Annotated in this window: 4 protein-coding genes; 1 reads left to right on the top strand and 3 read right to left on the bottom strand. The window is 73.9% G+C overall.

Annotated elements, in window-relative coordinates:
- Nucleotides 1-203 precede the first annotated feature (203 nt).
- The 3 genes from dapA to L0B03_RS15635 are packed head-to-tail and all read right to left on the bottom strand — an operon-like array spanning nucleotide 204 to nucleotide 2,557.
- Complete coding sequence (dapA, locus tag L0B03_RS15645; RefSeq protein WP_250447502.1) at nucleotides 204-1,115, bottom strand: 4-hydroxy-tetrahydrodipicolinate synthase; 912 nt, start codon at nucleotides 1,113-1,115, stop codon at nucleotides 204-206.
- A gap of 43 nt (nucleotides 1,116-1,158) precedes the next feature.
- Nucleotides 1,159-1,665 (bottom strand): dihydrofolate reductase, encoded by a 507-nt coding sequence (locus L0B03_RS15640; RefSeq protein WP_250447499.1) that lies wholly within the window; start codon nucleotides 1,663-1,665, stop codon nucleotides 1,159-1,161.
- A gap of 4 nt (nucleotides 1,666-1,669) precedes the next feature.
- Nucleotides 1,670-2,557, bottom strand: coding sequence for a thymidylate synthase (locus tag L0B03_RS15635; protein ID WP_250447496.1), 888 nt, complete (start codon nucleotides 2,555-2,557; stop codon nucleotides 1,670-1,672).
- A 114-nt stretch (nucleotides 2,558-2,671) separates the two neighbouring features.
- On the opposite strand from L0B03_RS15635, the gene L0B03_RS15630 reads away from it, so the two are divergent.
- Nucleotides 2,672-3,345: AzlC family ABC transporter permease (locus L0B03_RS15630; protein ID WP_374204980.1), on the top strand; the 674-nt coding region annotated here is incomplete at its 3' end.

Here is a 3,345-nt window from a genome sequence, read left to right as displayed (position 1 = left end):
TGCCGCCCGTCCGCCGGAGCGCCCCCCGGACCCGGAGCCGCGCGGGCTCGGGCGAGCTGCACCCCCTGACCGCGCCGACGAGGCGCGACCGGAGGCACCACGGGGTGCGGACGTACGGGTCGCCATGCTCCCCACGGTACCGGGGCAGGCCTCAGGCTCCGGGGAGGCTGCTCCTCGGCAGGGCCGTGTCGTCGGCCCCCGGGTCAGGCCTCCGCGGAGACGAGGTGCCCGGCGGTGACGAGGGCTGCTCGGACCGCGGCGACCTCGTCCTCGTCCGCGGGGACCTGGGGCAGGCGCATCGTTGCCCCGGGGATCAGGCCGAGGAGGGCGAGGGCGAGCTTGGAGCGCAGCGCCCCGTTGCCGCTGCCGCAGATGAGGTCGATCGTCGGCAGCAGGGTGGCGAACTCCCGCCGCGCCAGGCTGACCTCACCACGGTCCCAGGCGCGCAGGACCGAGGCGAGCTCGTCCCCGAGGAGGTGCCCGGCCATGCTCACGATGCCCACCGCCCCCACCGAGAGGAAGGGCAGCAGCATCCCGTCGTCCCCCGAGTACCAGGCGAGACCGGTCCGGTCGATCGAGCGCAGGGCGCTCTGCACGTCACCGGTCGCGTCCTTGACTGCCACGATGCGCGGGTGAGCCGCGAGCCGGTCGAGGGTCGCGGGCTCGTAGCGGACCACGGTGCGCCCGGGCACGTCGTAGAGCATCACGGGCAGGTCTGTCGCGTCAGCCACCGCGACGGTGTGGCAGTAGACCCCCTCCTGGGAGGGGCGCGAGTAGTACGGCGTGACGACGAGAAGACCGTGAGCGCCGACCTCGGCGGCCTGCTCGGCCATCCGGACCGCGTGAGCGGTGTCGTTCGACCCCGCACCGGCCACGACCACGGCCCGGTCGCCCACGGCCTCGACGACCGCGCGGATGAGCTCTGCCTTCTCGGGGGCGTGGGTCGTCGGGGCCTCTCCCGTGGTGCCGTTGAGCACCAGGCCGTCGTGCCCGTGGTCCACCAGGTGGGTCGCCAGCCGTGCGCCGGCCTCGATGTCCACCGTCCCGTCAGCCCGCATCGGCGTGACCATCGCGGTGAGGAGCGCCCCGAAGGGGCGGGACGACGTGAGACTCATGGCGACAAACTAACGCCCGACGGCTGCGGTGCGCGCCCCGTGGTCACGGGCCGGGCGGCTCGCGCACGAGGGTCACGAACCGGTGCCGGAGCCCTGTGCTCGAGACGGCCCAGCCCTCGAGGGGCTCGCGTCTCGCCTCGACCCACCCGGGACCACGGGCGGGGGCGCGGGTGTCGCCCTCGACGGCGAGGTCGACCTGGGTGACCTCGAGCCGGTCCGCGGACGGGAGGAAGGCCGCGTAGACCTCGGCACCCCCGATGACCCAGAGGTCCTCGCCCTCGGCACGACGCAGCACCTCGGCGACCTCGGCGACGACCTCGGCGCCCTCGAGAGCCAGCTCCGTCTGCCGGGAGAGGACCATGTTGCGCCGTCCGGGCAGCGGCCGGAACCGCTCGGGCAGCGACTCCCAGGTCCTCCGCCCCATCACCACCGGCCGCCCCCGGGTCAGACCGCGGAACCGTGCCATGTCCTCGGGCAGGTGCCAGGGCAGCCCGCCGTCGACGCCGATCCAGCCGTCGGTCGACTCGGCCCAGATGAGCGAGACGGTCACGGGCTCAGACCGCGATCGGCGCGGGGATGGCCGGGTGGTGCTGGTAGCCGACCACCTCGACGTCCTCGAAGGAGTAGTCCAGGATCGATGACGCAGGGCGCAGCCGCAGGGTGGGCAGGGGGTAGGGCTCACGGCTGAGCTGCTCGTCGACCTGGTCGAGGTGGTTGTCGTAGATGTGGCAGTCCCCCCCGGTCCAGACGAAGTCGCCGACCTCGAGCCCGGTCTGCTGGGCGACCATGTGGGTGAGCAGCGCATAGCTCGCGATGTTGAAGGGCACCCCGAGGAAGAGGTCCGCGCTGCGCTGGTACAGCTGGCAGGACAGCCTCCCCTGGGCCACGTGGAACTGGAACAGCGCGTGGCACGGAGCCAGGGCCATCGCCGGGATCTCGGCGACGTTCCAGGCCGAGACGATGTGGCGCCGGGAGTCCGGGTCACGCCGGATCCCGTCGACCAGCTCGGTGATCTGGTCGACATGGCCGCCGTCCGGCGTGGGCCAGGACCGCCACTGGACCCCGTAGACCGGGCCGAGCTCGCCGTCGGGCGCGGCCCACTCGTCCCAGATCTTGACCCCGCGCTCCTGGAGCCAGCCGACGTTGGAGTCCCCGCGCAGGAACCAGAGCAGCTCGAGGACCACCGAGCGCAGGTGCACCCGCTTGGTCGTGACGAGCGGGAAACCCTGCTGCAGGTCGAACCGCATCTGGTGACCGAAGAGGCTGCGCGTCCCGGTGCCGGTGCGGTCGCCCTTGGGGACCCCCTCCTCGAGGACCCGGCGCAGCAGGTCCTCGTACTGGGTGGGTGGTGCGGCGACCGCCACGGCAGAGGGGGTGGCCACCGGGTCGGCGGTGTGGTCTACCGAGCCGGAGGAGCCGTCAAGGGCCGGTCGCGTCGCCATGGGGTCATCGTAGGTCTCCCGGAGCGGCGACGACGGACCCGGCCACGGCGCGCTGGGGCGTCCGGCACGGGGGCCGCGACTCGACTCCGGGACGAGCGGCGACATACTGGCGCCATGTCCGCACACCCCCCTCCCGCAGCGGAGCCGGATGGGCCGCGGGAGGGCGCCGGGCGGGATGCTGCGCGGGCCCGGGTCATCCGGCAGGCCGCATCGGTGTCGGTCGCGACGGGCGTCTACGGGGTCTCGTTCGGGGCCCTCGCCGTCGCGGCAGGCCTCGACCTGGCGCAGACCATGGCCCTCAGCGTGCTGATGTTCACCGGCGGGTCGCAGTTCGCGTTCATCGGGGTCGTGGGCGCGGGTGGCAGCCCCGTCGCGGCCGTCGCCACGGCCGGGCTGCTCGGGTCACGCAACGCCCTCTACGGGGCAGCGATGGCCACGCTCCTGCGCGCCCGCGGAGCACGGCGGTGGGCCGCCGCGCACCTCACCATCGACGAGTCGACCGCCGTCGCCGTCGCGCAGGACGACCCGGTGCTGGCCCGGGCCGGCTTCTGGTGGACCGGGGTCGGGGTCTTCAGCCTCTGGAACCTGTTCACGGTCGTCGGCGCCCGGGTGGGTGACGCCCTCGGCGACCCTGCCCGCTGGGGCCTGGACGCGGCGGCTGCCGCTGCCTTCCTCGGTCTGCTCTGGCCGCGCCTGGCCGGGCGTACGGCGCAGCTCGTCGCGGCGTGCGCCGTCGTCGTCGCGCTCGCGCTCACACCTGTCACCCCAGCAGGGAAGTCGGGTCGTAG

The organism is Actinotalea sp. C106, assembly GCF_023630195.1.
Classification (GTDB): domain Bacteria; phylum Actinomycetota; class Actinomycetes; order Actinomycetales; family Cellulomonadaceae; genus Actinotalea.
This window is presented reverse-complemented; position numbering and strand designations above follow the sequence as displayed.

Excerpts from the sequence above, each read along its gene's own strand:
- dapA (WP_250447502.1), bottom strand. The coding sequence starts at position 1,115 with ATGAGTCTCACGTCGTCCCGCCCCTTCGGGGCGCTCCTCACCGCGATG.
- L0B03_RS15635 (WP_250447496.1), bottom strand. The coding sequence starts at position 2,557 with ATGGCGACGCGACCGGCCCTTGACGGCTCCTCCGGCTCGGTAGACCAC.